Origin of the sequence: Naumannella halotolerans (assembly GCF_004364645.1) — a bacterium.
Taxonomy (GTDB): Bacteria; Actinomycetota; Actinomycetes; order Propionibacteriales; family Propionibacteriaceae; genus Naumannella; species Naumannella halotolerans.
The window spans coordinates 258,092-276,257 of record NZ_SOAW01000002.1 but is presented as its reverse complement, the minus strand read 5'-3'; the positions used below and the strand labels follow the sequence as shown (position 1 = coordinate 276,257).

The following is an 18,166-nucleotide window of genomic DNA, read 5'->3' as shown; positions in this document are numbered from 1 at the left end:
GCTGCAGGCTCGGTCATCGGATCAGCTCCTCGACCTCAGGTGTCCGGGCCTGGTCGAAGTCGACGGCCGCGGCGGTACGCAGATCCGGATCCAGCAGATAGTCCAGGGCGATGTGGGCCAGCGCCCGCCCACCGTCGAGGACCGTCCGTTCCGCCCGGGGTGTCCGCGCGGCGACGGCGAACTCGGCGGTGTGCGGACTGACCTCGGCATCGGCGATGGCCAGCATCGGGTGGATCGTGGGGATCCGCACACTGACATTGCCGGCATCGGTCGAGCCCATCGGCGAACCCGGCGGGCGTTCGCCGACCTGACGGCCGAGCTCGGACAGCCAGTCGGTGAAACGTCCGTTCAGTGCATCGTTGGGCTGCATCGGTACGCACGCGGGGTTGCGGTCCCAGATCACCTCGACCTCGGTGCCGGTCATGATCACCGCACCCCGGGCCACCGCTTCCAGCTTCTTCGAGATGCTCAGCAACTGCTGCACACCGGCCGAACGGACGTAGTAGTGCAGCGCCGCCCGTTCGGGGATGATGTTCGGCCGCAGCCCTCCCTCGGTGATGATCCCGTGCACCCGATCGGTTGCCTGCAGCCCGGGACGCAGGGCGTTGATCCCCTGATACGTCGCCACGGCAGCATCCAGGGCGTTCAGTCCCTGTTCGGGAGCGGCCGCGGCGTGACTCGCCCGTCCGGTGAAGACCAGTTCGACCTCCCGCAGGCCGAGGCTGCTCCCGCCGACGGTGTCCAGTCCCCCGGTCGGGTGGATCATGAAGGCCGCGTCGATCCCGTCGAAGGCACCTTCGCGGGCCATGATCTCCTTGCCGGTCCCGTTCTCCTCGGCCGGGGTTCCCAGCAGTACGGCCGTGCCCACGGGCCCGCCGGCCTGCAGTACCGACGCCGGTGCCAGGTACGCACCGATCGAGCAAGCGGCGATCACATTGTGCCCGCAGGCATGACCGATCCCGGGCAGGGCGTCGTACTCGGCCATCAACGCCACCCGCGGTCCACCCACACCGACCCGGGACTCGACCGCGGTCGGCAATCCGTGGACCCCGATCTCGACCGACAGTCCGTGCCGGTGCAGCAGTTCGGCGACGCCAGCGGCCGAGCGCTGCTCCTCGAACCCGGTCTCGGCCAGGTCGTGGATCCGGGTGCTCAGTCCGATCAGTTCACCACCGAGGGACTCGATCATGGCATCGAGCTGACGGTGGTACGCAGCGGAGTTGATCATGCTGTTGCCCCCTCGGGATCGGTGACCAATTGGGACGGGGTACGCCGGATCGCCACCGCGAACAGGCTGATCGCCGACATCACCACGAAGAGCACCAGCACCAGGGTCCAGCCGTTGCTGCTGGCGATCGACAGCGACTGCGCCGAGGCAGGCACCAGGCCACCCAGCACCCCGGTCAGCTGATAGGTCAGGGAGACGCCGGTCTGCCGGACGCCGGCGGGGTACCAGCCGGCGACCAGCGTACCGATGGTGGCGTAGGCGATGGTGCTGACGAACATGCCCAGGCTGCAGGCCAGGTAGAAGGTCAGGGCAGTCCCGTGCGACAGCAGCAGGAAGATCGGCACCGCCACCACCAGGTGCAGCACGAGGCCGACCAGGGTGACCGCACGTACCCCGTACCGATCGGCGACGATCGCGGCGATCGGCGTGCAGACGACGGCGATCACCGAAGCCCCCATACCGGCATTGGCGATCGTGGTGGTGCTCAACTGCAGGGCGTCGGCGCCATAGGCGGAGAAGAAGGTGGCGACCTCCTCGGTGAACGCCTCGGTCTCCGGCAGCTGGTGACGGATCAGCAGACCGACCACGATCAGCACCGCGGAGGCGAGGAACGGTACCCGCCAGGCCCAGGCCATGACTGCCTCGTCACCGAGCAGACCGAGCAGGCTGAACGCACCGGAGGTCATGAATGCGCCGAGTCCGCTGCCCATCTGGGTGAAGGAACCGAACAGGGCACGTCGGCGGGGCGGGGCGCTCTCGACGGCGAAGATCCAAATCCGATGGGAGTCAACCTACGCCCGAGGTACGGCCTGCTGGCAAGGGTTCGCCGAAGCTGTTACCTGTTGGAAATCAGTAGGCTGAGGCCCATGGACTCCGAACTGCTGCCGCTGGGCGTCCGGGCCCGGTCCGGACCCTCGCACCAGGAGGTGGCCGGGGTCCTGCGTCGGCGGATCATGCTGGGTGGATTCAGCCCCGACCGCCGCCTGCCCACCGAACGGGAACTGGCCGCGGTTCTTGAGGTCAGCCGGAACACCGTCCGCAAGGCCGTCCGGGAACTGGCCGAGGAGGGTCTGGTGGAGACCACCCTGGGACGCACCGGTGGCACCCGGGTGGTCGCCCAGTTGCCGTCGGCAGCCGAACGCAGCTCCTTGATCAGCACCTTCCGGCAGTCACTGGACCATCACATGGAGTACCGAGCGATGGTCGAACCGGCCGCTGCCGGGCTGGCGGCCGAGCGCGCCGACCAGCTGGTCCTGACCGAGCTCGCCGAGACCCTGGCGCTGCCCTCGGACGATCTCGCCAGCTATCACCGCGCCGACACCCTGCTGCATCTGCGGATCGCTGCCGCGGCCGGCAATCCGGTGCTCACCGAGGCGATCGCCGCCGCCCGGGCACAGATGTTCGGCGACCTGAACGTGCTCTGGCTGGACAGCGACTGGGACGAGGTCTACGGCTCCGACCACGGTGAGGTGTTGCGTCGTGATCATGCTCCGATCGTCGCTGCCGTCAACGATCATGACCCGGAATCGGCGCGGGAGGCGATGGCCCGGCATCTGCGGGAATCCCATGCCCAGTTCAGCAAACTACTGACCCGGCTTCCCAGTTCCACCTCCTCCACTCGATCGGGCGAATCGGCCTGAGCCCGGCGGCGCCGCTCAATCCCGCAGTGCCGGCAGCACCTGTTCACACAGCAAAGGTGCAAGATCATCGGGCAGCGTGGCGCCGGGATCCAGCCACCGTAGCTCGACGATCTCGGCCGCCGGCGCCAAGGGCAGCTGCCAGGGCTGCGGATGCTCGAAGACCGTCGCCCGGACTTCGGTGTCGGCTTCATTGGCCGCCGGTGCGGCATAGACGCCCAACTCCCGCAGTGAGTCGGCCGCCAGCTCGACCCGCAATTCCTCGGCGCACTCGCGTACCGCCGCCGCCAGGGCACTCTCCCCCGCCTCCGGTTTGCCACCGGGCAGCATGAATCGCTGCGTACCGCGCTTGCGTACCGTCAGGATCCGGCCCCGGTCATCGGTCAGCACCACTGCACTGACGACGATCTCGACCCGGGCCACAGCGACATTCTGCCGCTCCCGGACTGATCCTCGCGGTATCGATGGATGGTGCTGGTCAGTGACGTAGCTCACCGCTACGGTTGAACGGTCCTCAGCGCCGAGGGATCCACCTCTCGGCGTACCCCGACCCCTGGGAGACCCGATGGCCATCGACGACGATGACCTGATCGCCGAGCGCAGTCTCGCGGTGCAACAGTCACCGGAGTTCCGCGCGCTTCGCCGTTCATTCATCAGCTTCATTGCCCCGCTGACCGCTCTCTTCCTCATCTGGTACCTCGCCTATGTGTTGATCGCCGGCTTCGCGCCCGGGTTCTTCGCCCAGTCGGTGGGTGGCAGTTCGATCAACGTCGGCTTCCTGTTCGGCCTCGGACAGTTCGTCACCACCTTCGCGATCACGATGGTCTACCGCTCCTGGGCGGACAAGAAGTACGACCCGCAGGCGGCCGCCCTGCGCGAGCACATGGAGGCCGAGACCGAGGAGGCCGTGGAGGCCGACGCCGCCCTCGACCAGCCGACGACCGCCGGGCCATCCGCCCCGACTCCGCCCACCGTGCGGCCGAACAATGACGAGGAGGGTCGGGCATGAACGTCATCGACCAGATCAACCCGGTGATCAACATGATCGTCTTCGGCGCCTTCGTGGTGCTGACCATGGCGATCGTCCTCCGGGTCTCGAAGAAGCAGGTCTCCTCCACCGAGTTCTTCGCCGGTGGCCGGTCCTTCTCCGGGCCGCAGAACGGGATCGCGATCTCCGGCGACTACCTGTCCGCCGCCAGCTTTCTCGGCATCTGCGGCGCCATCGCCGTGGCCGGTTACGACGGCTTCCTCTACTCGGTCGGCTTCCTGGTGGCCTGGCTGGTGGCCCTGTTGCTGGTCGCCGAGCTGCTGCGCAACACCGGTCGCTTCACGATGGCCGATGTGCTCAGCTTCCGGCTGAAGCAGCGACCGGTACGGATGGCCGCAGCCATCGCCACCCTGGCCGTCTGCTTCTTCTACCTGATCGCCCAGATGGCCGGTGCCGGTGGCCTGGTGGCCTTGTTGATGGGCTTCAGCGGCCGGTTCGCCACCGGAGCCACGGTGGCCGTGGTCGGTGTGGTGATGATCTTCTACGTGATCGTCGGCGGGATGAAGGGCACCACCTGGGTGCAGATCATCAAGGCGGTGCTGCTGGTCAGCGGTGCCGGCATCCTGACGATCGTCGTGCTGGCCATGTTCGGCTTCAACTTCGGCACCCTGCTTGACCAGGCGGTGGCCAACTCCCCCGACGGTGAGGCGATCCTGGCTCCGGGTCTGCGCTATGCGAACCCGATCGACTTCCTCTCCCTGGGTCTGGCGCTGGTGCTCGGTACGGCCGGACTGCCGCACGTGCTGATGCGCTTCTACACCGTGCCGACCAGCAAGGAGGCCCGGCGCAGCGTGGTCTGGGCGATCTGGATCATCGGTGTCTTCTACCTGTTCACCCTGGTCCTGGGCTTCGGTGCCGGCGCCCTGGTCGGGCCGGAGCTGCTGAGCGATCCGGCCACCCCGGGTGGGGAGAACGCCGCCGCACCGCTGCTGGCGCTGGTGATCGGCGGACCGGTGTTGATGGCGATCATCTCGGCGATCGCCTTCGCCACCATCCTCGCCGTGGTCGCCGGTCTGGCGATCACTGCCGCGACCTCCTTCGCCCACGACATCTACGCCTCGGTGATCAAGAACGGGGAGTCCTCGGCCAATGAGGTGAAGGTGGCTCGGATCACCGTGGTCGTGATCGGTCTGCTGTCGATCGGCGGTGGCATCGCGGCCCAGGGCCAGAACGTGGCCTTCCTGGTCGCCCTCGCCTTCGCGGTCGCGGCCAGCGCCAACCTGCCTACCATCCTCTTCTCGCTGTTCTGGCGCCGGTTCAACACCACCGGTGCCCTGTGGTCGATGTACGGCGGTTTGATCAGCTGCGTGGTGCTGATCCTGTTGTCGCCCTCGGTCTCCGGTGGTCCGAAGTCGATGATCCCCAATGTCGACTTCGCGATCTTCCCGCTGTCGAACCCCGGCATCGTGTCGATCCCGTTGGCGTTCCTCCTCGGCATCATCGGCACCCTGGCCTCCAAGCCCGAGGCCGATCACGACGCCAAGGCCGCCGAGATGGAGGTCCGCTCCTTCACCGGTGCCAACGCTGCGGGTGCCTCCGACCACTAGGGCGTGTCTCCCAAATCCGCGGCCTGCGTCGGCCAGGGTGATCGCATGTCGCCGAGGCAGGTGCTCTCGGATGCCGAGTGGGGACTGATCGAGGGCTTCATGCCTTCCTCGGACGGGCGGCGGGGTCGCCGGTTCCGGGATCATCGACTCGTGGTGGAGGGGATCATCTACCGCTATCGGACGGGGATCGCCTGGCGTGACCTGCCGGCGGAGTTCGGGTCGTGGCAGACCGTGTGGAAGCGCCATCGCTGCTTCGCCGCCGACGGCACGTGGGACGAGGTCCTGACCGCCTTGTTGACCAGGGCAGACGCCGCGGGCGAGATCAATTGGGATGTTGCGGTCGACTCCACGATCGCACGCGCCCACCAGCACGCGACGAACACCAGTCGCCTCGCGGGGGGCTCCATCGAATTACATGATGCAGATGCTCGAGCCGGTCGATCATGCGATCGGACGATCACGCGGGGGCTTGTGGACGAAGGTCCATCAGCTGTGCGACGGCAAGGGACGCCCCATGGTCATCGCGGTCGGGCCGGGGCAAGGCAGCGACTCGAAGATGTTCCCGCACCTGCTCGCTGCGGTGCGGGTGCCCCGCGAAGGGGCGGGGCGTCCTCGCACCACCCCTGATGCGGTGATGGCGGACAAGGCCTACTCCTCCCGGGCCCACCGCGCCCTGCTGCGCAGTCGAGGGATCAAGGCTGTGCTCGCTGAGCCTCGCGACCAGCAGGCAAACCGGAAACGTCGCGGGTCTCGTGGCGGGCACCCGACGCAGACCGATCCGGGCAAGTACGCCAAGCGACACGTCATCGAGAACAGCTTCGAGCGGTTCAAGCAGTGGCGTGGCCTGGCGACCAGGTACGACAAGCTCGCCTCGACCTACCGCGCCGCTGTCCTACTGCGGGCGATCCTTCTCTGGCTCCCGGCCCTCACCGAGCGAAGATGACCGCGGGCGTGGTTTCACGCACATGCCGATGTACGGACGTAATCTGCGCGTGTCGAGCCCGGCCGTCAGCCAGCGAGGATGGCCATGTAGTGCACGTCTATCCACCGGTCGTCGAAGCGCAGCGCCTCTCGGCCGGTTCCTTCGTGAACGAAGCCGATTTTCTCGTAGACGTGGCGGGCGCGCGGGTTGAAGTCGTAGACCTCAAGGGCGATGCGGTGCAAGCCCATCGTGGTGAGGCCGTGCTCGACGATGAGCCGGGCCGCTTCGGTGCCGAGGCCGCGGCCGCGGCCGGCTGTGCCGATGAAGGTGCGGAAGCCGCAGGACTCGTTGCCCTCGTCCCAGTCGTTGAGGACTGCCTCGCCGACGAGTTCGCCGGATTCGTTGTCAATGATGGCGAGCACAAGCCGGTCGTCAGCGACAGCCCACGCCCCGTAGATCTCGCGGAGCCGATCCAGCGGCATGCCCCTCCACTGCTCGCTGCTGGAGTGCACCGACCCGGTCAGTATCGCCACATCGTCATCAGCACGAAGGATTGCGTCGATAGCGTCGGCATCGTCCGCCCGGATCGGGCGAAGGGTCACCAGTTCACCCCGCAATGTCGGCTTGTCCGTATACGGCGTCGTCCCCATGTGGCCACGCTCTCAGACGGGGGCAGTCGCACGGAACCTTGCTGTGGAGCGCCGCAGTGGGCGTGAGCCGCCCCCGGACTTTGGACGAGAGGTGCGACGTACGAAAATGCCGCGGGGCGCGCACGTCATCTCGAGACCGCGATGATCCGCAACGGTCCCTCGTCCTCGGTCGGCGGCTCGAAGCTGTCAAAGTAGGAGGCCGCAAGGTCCGGGGCAAGCGTGAAGTCGTCCCCGTGTGCCAGGTTCCGCGCCGCGATCCTGTCCAGGCACGTCTGTCGATCCGCTGCGAGGTAGAACGTCTCAGGGACCACGCCCAGGGGTTCGAGGAGGTCACGCCAGCGCTGGCGCATGTGGCGGGACCAGAACGAAAAGTCCAGCACGACGTCGCGGCCGTCGGTCACCAGGTCAACAAGCCTCTGTCGAAGGCGTGCCTCGATCTCCGCGTGCTCAGCCGTCGGCAATGGCATGGCGCGAAGCCCGCGGTCCCAGGCCTCCTGATCGAACGACAGCCGCACGAAGCCGTCTGCCTCAAGCGCCCGGGCCACGGTGGACTTGCCTGCACCCGCTGGGCCGCACATGAACACGACGTGAGTCACGCCGCCTGACACTACCGTCGGGGTCACTCTGCGGACATCCTCTTTTGCCGCAATGGCTGCGTGCCCATTTAGGAGACACGCCCTAGGCCATCTCGATGGACGACGAACTCCCCGGTCTCCCTTTGGGTGGCCGGGGAGTTTGTCGTACCGGCTACGGATCGAACCGGGATCCGCGGGACCAGATCAGGGGCATCGCACCCGGATCGGCCGGCAGCCACCGCCGCAGATCACTTGATCGCCAGGTAGACCACGTCGTAACTGCCGTTCTCGGTACGGTCCCTCTCCGCCACCTCGTCGCTGCCACTCGGGCCCTCGGTATTGCCCTCGATGGTGGTCACCGCCCCGTCGACACCGACCTGCTTGACGATGCCGATGTGGTTCCAGGTGCCGTCAGAGTCCCAGTCGAAGGCGATCAGGTCACCGGGGCCCGGGTCCTGTGTGACGACCAGCCCGTCACCGGCCTCGGCGTAGTCGACATACTCCTCGACCCGTACCGAATTGTGCGGCTGCAGATCCAGCTGCTTCTCGGTCACATAGGAGACGAAACCGGCACACCACTGGTCGACCGAGCCGGACAGGTAGCTCCAGTCGCCGTAGAAGTACTTGTCGGCCTCGGGGCCCTCGGGGACACCGAGCTCGGCCGACGCCGTGGCGAGCACGTCGTCGCGCTCACCCTCGGTGAGCCCACCGGATCCACCGCTCGGTTCGGCGGTGAACAGCGCCTTCCAGGTGGCGGCATCGACCGTGCCGCTGGCACTGATGTCGGCCCCGGACTGGAACTTCTTCACCGCGGTCGAGGTCGCCGAGCCGAACTTGCCGTCGACCTCCAGATCGGCACCGGCAGCATTCAGCAACACCTGCGCCGCCTTCACCGTCTCGGCTTCGGCCGAGTCGTCGGCCGGAGAAGCGGTCAGCGCCGCCATCGTCTTCGGTCCGGCAACACCGTCGACCTCCAGATCCTCTCCGGACTGGAACTTCTCGACCGCTGCCGTGGTCGCCGAGCCGAACTTGCCGTCGACCTCCAGATCGGCACCGGTGGCGTTCAGCAGGTACTGCAGTGCCTTCACGTCCGCGGTCGAGGAGGATTCCTCGACCCGGAAGTCGTCGGCAGCAGCTGCGGTCACCTCGGTCGGTGCCGGTGCCGCGGTCGCAGCCGGAAGCGGTCCGGCGACGAGCAGGCCCGCGGCCAGCAGCGGTACGGCGGTCGCGCCGACGCGCTGCAGGTAGGTGCCGGATCGGTGGGTGCTGGTCGGGTGGTTCGTCATTCGGGTACTCCTTCCTCGGTGCTCTCTCGGATGGCGCGGGGCCGGGGTCACGAGAGCAGCGCCTTCCAGGTGTCCGGGCCGACGACGCCATCGGCGTCCAGATCGTTCTCGCTCTGGAAGTCCTTCACCGCGCTGGCGGTTCCGGAACCGAACTTGCCGTCGACGTCCACACCGAGCACGGTCTGGGCGGCCTTCACGGCGTCGCCCTCCGAACCGCTCTTGACGGTGCTGGTCAGCTCACCCCAGGTGTCGGGTCCGATCACGCCATCGGCGTCCAAGCCGTTGTCGGCCTGGAACTCCTTCACCGCCGCGGTGGTGCCCGAGCCGTACTTGCCGTCCACATCCAGATCGGCACCTTCGGCGTTCAGCAGGTACTGCGCCGCCTCGACCTGCTCACCGCTGGAACCGGTCTTCAGCACCGACCAGTCCTCATCCACCGGCGGCGGGGTCTCGCCGTCGACCAGGCTCTCGGCGCGGGCCTCCAGGTCCTGGGCGATCGACTTCGCCTCGTCGTACCGTTCCGGGTGCCCGGACCGCTGTGTCTCCTGAGCGACCCAGCCGGCGGTCTGGCCGGGGTTGTCCTCCGCGATCGGGATCGCGACGTCGAGGAAGGCATTGGTGGCGTACTCGACATCGGTCACCTGCTCGACGCTGCCCCAGCCCTGGGAGGGTCGCTGCTGGAAGACGCCCTGCGAATCGCGGTCGCCGCACTCGAGATTGTTCGCATGGGACTCGACCCACGCGGTCTCGAAGGTCGCCAGGCGTACCTTCTCGCTGGCACCCCGTTCGTTCAGCACGGTCTGCAGCACCGTCAGCACGTCGTCGTCGGCGGTGCTCGGGATGTTGCAGGCCTGGGTGACGGCGGCCTCGGTGGGTGCGGCCTGGGCCAGGCTGGCTGGACCGAGCAGCCCGGCGACGGCGCCGGCGGCGACGGCCAACCCGGCCAGTCCACTGACGGCCCGACGGCGGAAGGTGGTGTTGGTGGCGGTGTTCGGATGGTTGTGCATGGTTCTGCTCCTTGGGTCGTGGCAGGAAGGTCGGATGGTGGTGGTGACCCGCTCCTCGGCGGAGTGGGTCGGACGAGGGTTTCTCAGCCCTGGGTGTCTCGGCCCGTGGTCTCTCAGCCCTTGGTGTCGTAGTGCCACGGCTCGCTGGACACGGTGTCCTCGAAGCCGTAGTCGGGTCCGTTGGAGACCATCCACTTGGCGACTTCGGAGTCCCAGCTGTTGTTGGTGCCGGCGATGTCGATCGCCAGCCCGTACTCGTGGATCGAGGTGCCGGGCTTGGCCGTGGCCGGGCTGCACTGGTTCGACGGCATCTCGTAGATGGCGTACTCGGTGCTCCCGCAGTTCTGCTTCCGCAGGCTGATCTGCTCGTCCCGGCTGCGCCAGCTGCTGTTCGCCTCCAGCGTGACGCCGTCATCGGCGGCAGCTTCGACCATGTCGTTGACGACCGGGACCATGCACTCCGCGACTCGGAAGTCGCCCTTGGCGACCGCGGTCTCGCTCTTGGGGATGCCCCCGCCGATCGAGTCCGAGCACTCCTTCCAGTCACCGGTGCCGCCACCGCCGCCGCCGCTGCTGCCACCGTTGAACAGCACGGCCCAGGTCTCGGGCCCGACGACTCCGTCGCTGGCCAGACCGTTCGCGGACTGGAACTCCTTCGCCGCGGCGGTGGTGTTGTCGCCGTACTTGCCGTCCACCTCCACACCCAGGAGGGTCTGTGCGGCCTTCACCGCACCGGCATCGGCGCCGTTCTTGGCGACGGTCTTGGTCAGTGATCCCATGGTCTGCGGGCCGGCCTTGCCGTCGACCTCGAGGCCCTTGGCCTGCTGGAACTTCTCCACCGCAGCGGTGGTGCTCGGGCCGTACTTGCCATCGGCGTCGGTGGCGGCGCCGTTCGCGGTCAGCAGGTGCTGCAAGGCCGTGATGTTGTCGGCCGAGGAGGAGCTGTCGACGGTGATCGAGGCTGCTGCGGACGCCTCCTGAACGATCGGATTGGCGGCCGGCAGCAGGCCCGGGGAGAGGGCGATCGCCGGGGCCGTGAGCAGCGGCAGGGCGGCGAGGGCGGTACGACGGAGATGCTGCTTCGGACGATTCGTGGTCATGGTCTGCTCCTGACGGTTCGTCTGGCTGGTCGGTCGTGCTCGGTTCGATCGGTCGTGCTCGCTTCGATCGGTTCCGCTCCATCGGCGTGGCGATCGAGCTGTTCACAGACCATCGCTTCGACAGGGCGTCCGGTAACTGTCGAGGCGTCCGACGATGTCTGTCCGGACCGCGGATCGGCTGACCCGGAGGGCCGATAGGGTTCCGCCGTGCCCGAGGCCGCCCCGCGATTTGCCAGCGAGCTCAAACGCGCGCTGCCCGACCACAGCATTCGTCGACTCGCCAAGGATTCGGGCTGGGGCCGGTCCACCGTCCACGAGTGGATGTCCGGGGTACGCCTGCCCAATCCCCGCCAGCTCGATGATCTGCTCGACGTCGGGTCCGTGGCCCCGGGACTGCGGCGCAGGCTGCACGAGCTTCGCGACCAGGTGGCCGGGCCGGCCGACGGGTCGACCTCCACCGTCACCGTCGAACTGTCCGAACTCCGCTCGGCCACGACGATCAGCAACACCACGAACGAGACCGACCCGTCACTGCCCGACGATCCGGTCGGATCGGCTGCAGAGTTCGCGTCAGCGGACGGTCCGGACCGTCCGGACGCCCCACCGGACACCTCCCGAACCACGTCCGGACACCCGCCGGCCAGTGCCGGGGCCGAATCCGGTCCCGCACCACGGACCCTGTTCCTCGGCGGGCTGCTGGTGGCGGCACTGCTCGCCGCCGGCGCCTTCGGTGCCGGATACCTGGTGGGTCGCGGTGACGGACCGGTGGATCTGGTCGCCGCCGAGGTGATCGGTACCGGTGGCGAGGGGATCCTCACCCGGCAGGCACCGACCACCGAATCGGCACAGGTCGGTTCGGTGGAGGAAGGCGCGATGGTGGAGGTGATCTGTGTGGTCCCGAACGGCGAATCGGTGTACTCGGAGGCGAATGGCGCCAGCAGCTCGGTCTGGGCGCTGCTCGCCGACGGTTCCTGGACCTTCGACCTCTACCTGACGACCCCGAAGGCGCAGGCTGCCGGTGAGCCGCCGCCGGCTCCGTTGAAGCTCTGTGGTGACCTCTGATCGCCGGTCTCGCGTCGGCCGGGAACACCGGGCGCTGCTGAGGTGTTGAGCGGACGTGACTGAGATCGAGACCGCCCCGCTGACCCTCTACACGACGTCGTGGTGCCCTTACTGCCACCGGCTGAAGAGCGGTCTGCGCGCCGAGGGCATCGAGTGGCGCGAGATCGACATCGAGGCCGATCCGGCGGCCGCCGAATTCGTCGGCAGCGTCAACGGCGGCAACCACGTCGTGCCCACCGTCCTCTACGCTGACGGCACGACTGCGACCAACCCCTCGGCAGCCGAGGTACGGGCCAAGCTCGGCAGCTGAGCACTCTCCCACCGTGGGCCGCGATCCGCGACCAGCGCGGCGTTGCTGTCACGACGTATCGCAGTCTGTGCGCCGGCCATGAACCCGTTGCGGATCTGCACGACTTGCACCGACTGCGCAATTGGCGGTGAGCGCAGCGCATATGATCCACTTGAGCGTCCGGTGACGCCACCGAGTCCCCTCGACCACCTAGGCCTTCTGGAGACAATACCCATGACGATCATCGTCGCCGGTGGAGACGGCTTCTGTGGCTGGCCCACCGCCCTCCATCTTTCCGACCAGGGACACGACGTCGTGATCGTCGACAACCTGGTCCGCCGCCGGATCGACGAGGAGCTCGGGTCCAACTCGATGACCCCGATCCTGTCGCTGGCCGAGCGGGCCGCGGCGTGGGCCGAGGTCTCGGGCAAACAGATCGAGGTACGTACCGGTGACCTGACCGACTACGACTTCGTCCGCACGCTGTTCACCGACATCCGGCCGGAGACCTTCGTCCACTTCGCCCAGCACCGCAGCGCCCCGTACTCGATGATCGATCGCGAGCACGCGATCGAGAACCACCGGAACAATGTCGAGGGTACGTTGAACGTGCTCTGGGCGATCAAGGATCATGCCCCGGACTGTCATCTGGTGAAGCTGGGGACGATGGGCGAGTACGGTCAGCCGAACATCGACATCGAAGAGGGCTGGATCGAGATCGAGCACAAGGGTCGGACCGACCGGTTGCCGTACCCGAAGCAGCCCGGTTCGTTCTACCACCTGACGAAGGTCCACGACAGCGACAACATCATGTTCGCCTGTCGGGTCTGGGGCATCCGGGCCACCGATCTGAACCAGGGTGTGGTCTACGGTCTGGAGACCGAGCAGACCCGCCGCGATCCCCGGTTGGTGAACCGTTTCGACTACGACGCGGTTTTCGGCACCGCGCTCAACCGGTTCCTGATCCAGGCCGCGATCGGCCATGACCTAACCGTCTACGGCGGCGGATCGCAGACCCGCGGTTACCTGAACATCTCCGACACCGTGCGCTGCCTGGAGATCGCCTGTGCGAACCCGGCCGACCGCGGTGAGTTCCGGGTGTTCAACCAGTTCACCGAGCAGTTCTCGGTCAACCAGCTCGCCGACAAGGTGCAGCAGGTGGCCCGCAACGAGGGCATCGAGGTGGGTATCGCCCACATCGACAACCCGCGGGTGGAGAAGTACGACCACTACTACAACGCGGTGAACACGAACCTGATCGATCTTGGCCTGCAGCCGCATCTGCTGACCGACGAGGTACTGGTGGAGATCCTCGACGCCGCCCGCAAACATGTCGACCGGGTACGTACCGAACTCGTCATGCCGACGGTCACCTGGCGTTGAGCCCGTGCCCGCCCACTGAAGCATCGCGATGAGGATCGCGCTGGTCACCGAGACCTTCCTGCCCAGTGTCGACGGGGTGGTCACCCGGCTGACCAAGGCGGTCGAGCGGTTCACCGAGCTCGGTCATGAGGTGCTGGTGGTCGCTCCGGACCTGGGGGTACGCAGCCACGCCGGCGCCCAGGTCGAGGGAATTCCGGCGATCGTGGTGCCGTTCTACCGGCACCGGCCGTTCGCCATGCCGCACCCGAAGGTCGCCCGGGTGCTGGCCGAGTTCTCCCCCGATGTGATCCACGCCGCCCAACCGATCATGATGGTGACCTCGGCGGCCCGTTATGCCCGGCGGCACCGGATCCCGCTCGTCGCCAGCTATCACACCCACATCCCGCGCTATCTGGACCTGTACCCGGCCTGGCGCTGGGGCAAGCGCGCCGTGTGGTGGCACATCCGGCATCAGCACGGCATGGTCGACCTGAACCTGGTCACCAGCCAGAGCCTGCGCGAAGAGCTTTCTGCACAAGGGATTCGGCGGATCGAGGTGCTGCCGCGCGGTGTTGACACGGTCACCCGGCATCCACGGTTCGCGAGCGCGACGATGCGGGACCGGCTCAGCGATCGGCATCCCGAGGACCGGTTGTTGATCTTCGTCGGCCGGCTCGCCGCGGAGAAGCAGATCGAGACGCTACGACCGTTGCTGGACCGATCGCCGAACCTGCGGTTGGCGATCATCGGCGACGGACCGTACCGCGGTGCACTGGAACGAGCCTTTGCCGGCAGCAACACCGTGTTCACCGGTTTCCTCCGCGGTGATGATCTTGCAGCGGCCTTCGCCAGCGCCGACGGCTTCCTGTTCCCCTCGGTCACCGAGACCCTCGGCCTGGTGATCGCCGAGGCGATGGCCTCCGGCGTACCGGTGATCGCCGCGAAGTCCGGTCCGACACTCGAACAGGTCACCGACGGGTACGACGGACTCCTCTACAGCGCCGACGACCAGGCCAGCCTTGATCATGCAGTACAGCGGCTGGACGATCCCGAACTGGTCGACCGGATCCGCGGCAATGCTCGCGCAGCGGCAGAGGCCCAGTCCTGGCAAGCCGCCAGTGATGCCCTGCTGGAGCACTACCGCTCGGTACTCCCCGGCAACCACGCCTGAGCCGCGCAGCGCCGACACGCCTGCCGCTGCGTCGAGCCCGGCCGGTGTCAGATTCGCGCCACGTCGCAATCTCGTCACACCGAAGCGGTCACAGGACCGGGATCGGCTGACTAGCTTTTCGTCATCGGTGCACGCCCCCTACCCCCCAAGGAGCCACACATGTCCCCCCAGACCACCTCGACCCGCAAGCGGAGAGGGCTTCGGCGACTGGCATCGCTGATCATCGCCCCTGCGCTGCTCGGGCCGCTGTTCATCGGCGCCGTCGCCGCCACCGAGGCCGAAGCCGCCACCAAGACCCCGAACGTGAAGAAGCTCGCCGGTGACCTGGCCAAGCAGAAGCTCACCTGGGAGCAGTGCGATTTCGGCACCGAGGCGTTGAACGAGCGGTTCAACCAGCCGAACGTCTCCTGCGCCACGGTCGTCGTACCGAAGGACTGGCACAACCCCGACAACGGTGAGACCTGGAACATCCGCATCTCCCAGGCCAAGAACCGGGAGGTGACCGACGGCCGCTATCAAGGAACGATCTTCGCCAACCCCGGCGGCCCCGGCGGCTCCGGCCTGATCTGGGGCCCGGCGATGCAGGAACGTACCCCGGACCTGAACCCGTACTACAACTACGTGGGCTTCGATCCCCGCGGTGTCGGCGACAGCAGCCATGCGGTCTGCTACCCCGAGGTTCCCGACGGGGCCAGCGCCGCCGAACAGGCCAAGGCCATCGGCGATGCCTGTTCGACCAATGCCGATGTGAAGACCATCAGCACCGAGCAGACCGCCTATGACATGGACTTCATCCGGTACCTGCTGAAGGCGCCGAAGCTCGACTACATCGGTTACTCCTACGGCACCTGGCTGGGTTCGTGGTACAGCAAGGTGTTCGGTGCCAATGCCGGCAAAGTGGTGCTCGACAGCGCGCTGGACGCCACCGAACCCACCCTGCAGCCCGGCTGGTACGACGCCCAGCCGAAGGCCCGCGACCGGCAGTTCGAGATGCGGCTGATGAACTACATCGCCCGCCACGACGACACCTACGGTCTGGGCACCGATGCCGGGGAGATCTACGACTCCTACCTGGAGTCCAGTGCGGCTCTGGACGAGCTCACGCTGACCCTCCTCTGGCTGTTCTCCGGGGCCTACCAGGCGTTCCCGGACAACGACTACTACCCGCAGGCCGCTGCCTTCGTGCAGGTCGTGGTCACCTTCGAGACCTCGGAGGACGAGACGACTGCCAAGGCCGCCCGCGCCGCCACCTCCGACGCCGAGGAGGATCCGGCCGCGCTGGCTGACGAACTGCTCGCCAGCCTCGGTGACGACGACGCGCGGGACACCTTGTCGGTGCTGCGGCAGACCGAGGAGCAGACGAAGTCGAAGCGTGCGGCGGTGGAGGCACAGCCCTACGACTCGGCCTTCGACTTCATCCGCTGCAACGACGGCCAGTGGACCCAGGGAGCGAACTACTGGACCAAGCAGAACGAGAAGGGCGCGAAGAAGTACCCGATCAGTGCCCAGCTCGGCATCTTCGCCGAGATCCCGGCCTGCGCCTACTGGCGTACCAACACCGTGATGCCGGTGGCCGACCCCGAGACGTACCCCGAAACCATCGTGGTGCAGGCCGAGATGGATTCCCAGACCGCGTGGGAAGCCGGCCGGGTCAGCGGCACCGAGTTGCCGAACACCAGCTTCATCGCCGTGGACAACGAGGGCAGCCACGGGCTGTTCCCCTACGGCACCGAGTGCACCGACCGGCCGATCTACAACTTCTTCCTGAAGGACAAGTTGCCGGCCGACATCAAGGTCTGCCAAGGCCTCCCGTTGAAGGTGACCGGTGAGGACGGTGAGCTGGTTCCGGAGGATCAGACCTACGAGAACTGGGGCAAGCTGAACAAGAAGGCCAAGCACACCTTCGGCCCGGCCGGTCCCTTCGACCCGGCGAGCACCGCGAAGCGGACCAGTTCGGCTGACGAGGCCGGCCAGCAGTTGCTGACCCAGGCCGAGACCGACCCGCTGGTCCGGGCGCAGATCCAGCGTCTGTACGGCCAGGCCGGTGTGGAGGCGATGGAGAAGGAGGGGCTGTTGCTGCCTTCGGGTTCCTGATCGGCGACGGTCGGTGAGGAGCCGACGCGGCTGAGCACGCGAGCGCACCGGGTTGCCACCCGGTGCGCTCGCTGGTTTCCGGACAGTGGCGGCGACCAGCTGTGCTCGGGCGCGCCCGAGCACAGGACTCGACCCGTATCCCCGAACTCGACCCGTATCCGTACCGGCCGTTCGGGCGCGGTGCTCAGATCCAGCCGCGACGGGCCGCCTGGGCGCCGAGGGAGAACCGGCTGTCGGCATCCAGCAGCTCGAACAGGCGGCCGATCCGGCGTTGCACGGTACGTTCGCTGACCCCCAGTTCGCGGGCGATCGCGGCGCCGGTCAGGCCGGTGGCGAGCAGACTCACCAGTTGCCGCGACTCGACCTCGGCGTCCTGGTCGTCACCGGAGAGCGGGATCGCCACCGACATGGACCAGATCGTCTCGAACATCCGGACCATCGAGTCCAGCAGCGCCGAGGGGTGGATCAGCACCGCATCGGCCCCCACCGGGCCGGTGTCGTCGGTGCCTCCGTAGGGCAGGATCAGCAACGCCATGGTGGTGTCGCTGATCGACATCCGCATCGGCAATTCACCGAAACTGCGGGCCTGCTCCCCGAGGGCGATCGCCTCCCGGATACTGGTCATCTCCACCGGATCGGCCAGCGCATTGCGCTGATAGATGGTCCGGTAGAGGACACCGTCGGCGGCCACCGCCGGCTGCACCTCGGAGATCTTGGGCGGGTCGAAATAGGGTTCCCGGTCGAAGGAGCGGACCTGTTCGGTGGCCGCCAACTGCAACTGGGCGAAGGCGTCCCGGACCCGATCCACCCCCCGGATCAGCTCCAGGAACCCACCGGAGGTGTTGCGCTGCAGCGCGCTGTACTGCTGCGCGCCGACCCGTACCTGCCGGATCCGGGCCTCCTGATCAGCCACCCAGCGTTCGACGGCCAATCTGGCCGGCATGGCGGTCAGCTGATCCTCGTTGCGGTACGCCAACCCGGCGCGCAGCAGCTCCACCGAGGCCTGGAGGTGCTGGGTGTCCGCAGCCGGCATCGGCTCCAGGATCAGCTGCCGATAGAGGGATTCGGCGTCGGCGCTGAGTCCCATCCCGGCGAGCAGACCGGGCGCGCCGACGGGATCGGTCGGGCAGTCTTCCTCCGGGGGCATCGGGAACATCCTCGTCGCAGCTGATCGTCCGGCTCGGGTCC

18 protein-coding genes and 1 pseudogene are annotated in these 18,166 nt (G+C 67.4%); 10 read left to right on the top strand and 9 right to left on the bottom strand.

The genetic code is table 11. The features are described 5' to 3' along the window. Positions 1-13: 13 nt before the first annotated feature. On the bottom strand, positions 14-1,228 hold the full coding sequence (locus tag CLV29_RS12385) for a M20 family metallopeptidase (RefSeq protein WP_133755387.1): 1,215 nt from the start codon (positions 1,226-1,228) through the stop codon (positions 14-16). Beyond that, the gene (locus CLV29_RS12380; RefSeq protein WP_279586494.1) at positions 1,225-1,998 is read right to left on the bottom strand and encodes an MFS transporter; all 774 of its coding nucleotides are present in this window, start codon (positions 1,996-1,998) and stop codon (positions 1,225-1,227) included. The genes CLV29_RS12385 and CLV29_RS12380 overlap by 4 nt, the downstream gene beginning before the upstream one ends. Before the next feature lie 96 nt (positions 1,999-2,094). Between CLV29_RS12380 and CLV29_RS12375 the strand changes: the two genes are divergently transcribed. Further along, positions 2,095-2,868, top strand: coding sequence for a FadR/GntR family transcriptional regulator (locus CLV29_RS12375; protein WP_166649258.1), 774 nt, complete (start codon positions 2,095-2,097; stop codon positions 2,866-2,868). 15 nt (positions 2,869-2,883) lie between these two features. Here the strand turns inward: CLV29_RS12375 and CLV29_RS12370 are convergent, their stop codons facing one another. Further along, positions 2,884-3,288, bottom strand: a complete 405-nt coding sequence (locus tag CLV29_RS12370) for an NUDIX hydrolase (RefSeq protein WP_243831922.1) — start codon at positions 3,286-3,288, stop codon at positions 2,884-2,886. A 142-nt stretch (positions 3,289-3,430) separates the two neighbouring features. On the opposite strand from CLV29_RS12370, the gene CLV29_RS12365 reads away from it, so the two are divergent. From CLV29_RS12365 to CLV29_RS16555, 4 genes and pseudogenes are all read left to right on the top strand, one after another. Beyond that, a complete protein-coding gene (locus tag CLV29_RS12365; protein WP_133755383.1) occupies positions 3,431-3,874 on the top strand; it encodes a DUF485 domain-containing protein in 444 nt (147 codons plus the stop codon). Beyond that, positions 3,871-5,460, top strand: a complete 1,590-nt coding sequence (locus CLV29_RS12360) for a solute symporter family protein (protein WP_133755382.1) — start codon at positions 3,871-3,873, stop codon at positions 5,458-5,460. The genes CLV29_RS12365 and CLV29_RS12360 overlap by 4 nt, the downstream gene beginning before the upstream one ends. A gap of 45 nt (positions 5,461-5,505) precedes the next feature. Beyond that, positions 5,506-5,898 (top strand): annotated as a pseudogene (locus tag CLV29_RS17230) (IS5 family transposase); the annotation flags it as partial. Next, positions 5,792-6,403, top strand: a complete 612-nt coding sequence (locus CLV29_RS16555; RefSeq protein WP_341799762.1) for an IS5 family transposase — start codon at positions 5,792-5,794, stop codon at positions 6,401-6,403. The pseudogene CLV29_RS17230 and the gene CLV29_RS16555, both read left to right, overlap by 107 nt. A 65-nt stretch (positions 6,404-6,468) precedes the next feature. On the opposite strand, the gene CLV29_RS12350 is transcribed toward CLV29_RS16555, so the two are convergent. The 5 genes from CLV29_RS12350 to CLV29_RS12330 all read right to left on the bottom strand — a co-directional run bounded on the left by CLV29_RS12350 (position 6,469) and on the right by CLV29_RS12330 (position 11,000). Further along, the gene (locus tag CLV29_RS12350) at positions 6,469-7,032 is read right to left on the bottom strand and encodes a GNAT family N-acetyltransferase (RefSeq protein WP_133755380.1); all 564 of its coding nucleotides are present in this window, start codon (positions 7,030-7,032) and stop codon (positions 6,469-6,471) included. Positions 7,033-7,157: 125 nt separating this feature from the next. After that, on the bottom strand, positions 7,158-7,655 hold the full coding sequence (locus CLV29_RS12345) for a P-loop nucleotide/nucleoside kinase family protein (RefSeq protein WP_208292944.1): 498 nt from the start codon (positions 7,653-7,655) through the stop codon (positions 7,158-7,160). A gap of 200 nt (positions 7,656-7,855) precedes the next feature. Continuing rightward, complete coding sequence (locus CLV29_RS12340) at positions 7,856-8,893, bottom strand: peptidoglycan-binding protein (RefSeq protein WP_133755379.1); 1,038 nt, start codon at positions 8,891-8,893, stop codon at positions 7,856-7,858. 47 nt (positions 8,894-8,940) lie between these two features. Beyond that, the gene (locus tag CLV29_RS16890) at positions 8,941-9,900 is read right to left on the bottom strand and encodes a peptidoglycan-binding domain-containing protein (protein WP_133755378.1); all 960 of its coding nucleotides are present in this window, start codon (positions 9,898-9,900) and stop codon (positions 8,941-8,943) included. Positions 9,901-10,013: 113 nt separating this feature from the next. After that, positions 10,014-11,000, bottom strand: coding sequence for a peptidoglycan-binding protein (locus CLV29_RS12330; protein ID WP_133755377.1), 987 nt, complete (start codon positions 10,998-11,000; stop codon positions 10,014-10,016). 207 nt (positions 11,001-11,207) lie between these two features. On the opposite strand from CLV29_RS12330, the gene CLV29_RS12325 reads away from it, so the two are divergent. The 5 genes from CLV29_RS12325 to CLV29_RS12305 all read left to right on the top strand — a co-directional run bounded on the left by CLV29_RS12325 (position 11,208) and on the right by CLV29_RS12305 (position 16,978). After that, the gene (locus CLV29_RS12325; protein ID WP_133755376.1) at positions 11,208-12,062 is read left to right on the top strand and encodes a helix-turn-helix domain-containing protein; all 855 of its coding nucleotides are present in this window, start codon (positions 11,208-11,210) and stop codon (positions 12,060-12,062) included. A gap of 55 nt (positions 12,063-12,117) precedes the next feature. Further along, a complete protein-coding gene (locus CLV29_RS12320; protein WP_341799761.1) occupies positions 12,118-12,372 on the top strand; it encodes a mycoredoxin in 255 nt (84 codons plus the stop codon). Positions 12,373-12,585: 213 nt separating this feature from the next. Beyond that, complete coding sequence (locus tag CLV29_RS12315; RefSeq protein ID WP_133755375.1) at positions 12,586-13,734, top strand: NAD-dependent epimerase/dehydratase family protein; 1,149 nt, start codon at positions 12,586-12,588, stop codon at positions 13,732-13,734. 28 nt (positions 13,735-13,762) lie between these two features. Then, entirely contained in the window at positions 13,763-14,884 is a 1,122-nt protein-coding gene (locus tag CLV29_RS12310) for a glycosyltransferase (protein WP_133755374.1), read from the top strand. Positions 14,885-15,043: 159 nt separating this feature from the next. Further along, positions 15,044-16,978: an alpha/beta fold hydrolase gene (locus CLV29_RS12305; RefSeq protein WP_133755373.1), complete on the top strand. Its 1,935-nt coding sequence runs from the start codon at positions 15,044-15,046 to the stop codon at positions 16,976-16,978. A gap of 184 nt (positions 16,979-17,162) precedes the next feature. Here CLV29_RS12305 and CLV29_RS12300 read toward each other — a convergent pair whose 3' ends face one another. Next, positions 17,163-18,125, bottom strand: a complete 963-nt coding sequence (locus CLV29_RS12300) for a helix-turn-helix transcriptional regulator (protein WP_166649257.1) — start codon at positions 18,123-18,125, stop codon at positions 17,163-17,165. Between the last annotated feature and the right edge of the window lie 41 nt (positions 18,126-18,166).